1 pseudogene is annotated in these 207 nt (G+C 44.4%); it reads left to right on the forward strand.

Features of this window, described 5'->3' with window-relative positions:
* Positions 1-145: pseudogene (locus A142_RS25750) on the forward strand (DUF2913 family protein); the annotation flags it as partial.
* Between the last annotated feature and the right edge of the window lie 62 nt (positions 146-207).

The raw sequence follows: 207 nt of genomic DNA on the forward strand, positions 1-207 counted from the left end.
AATCAAACCATTGGCCATGACGGTGAAAACTGAACGCTTGAAAGCGCTCATTAAAGCGGTGCAAGCAAAGGGGGTATACCGTGTTGAAGTGGACCATGTGGATGAACATGAAGTGATCCACCTTTTATTGCATAGAAAAGAGTAAACGTTATGCGCTTGAACAGTGACTTTCTATGGCTCCTTCTTGCCTTGGGTATAACAGCGCTT

This window comes from Vibrio splendidus 12E03 (genome assembly GCF_000272105.2).
GTDB classification, from domain to species: domain Bacteria; phylum Pseudomonadota; class Gammaproteobacteria; order Enterobacterales; family Vibrionaceae; genus Vibrio; species Vibrio splendidus_I.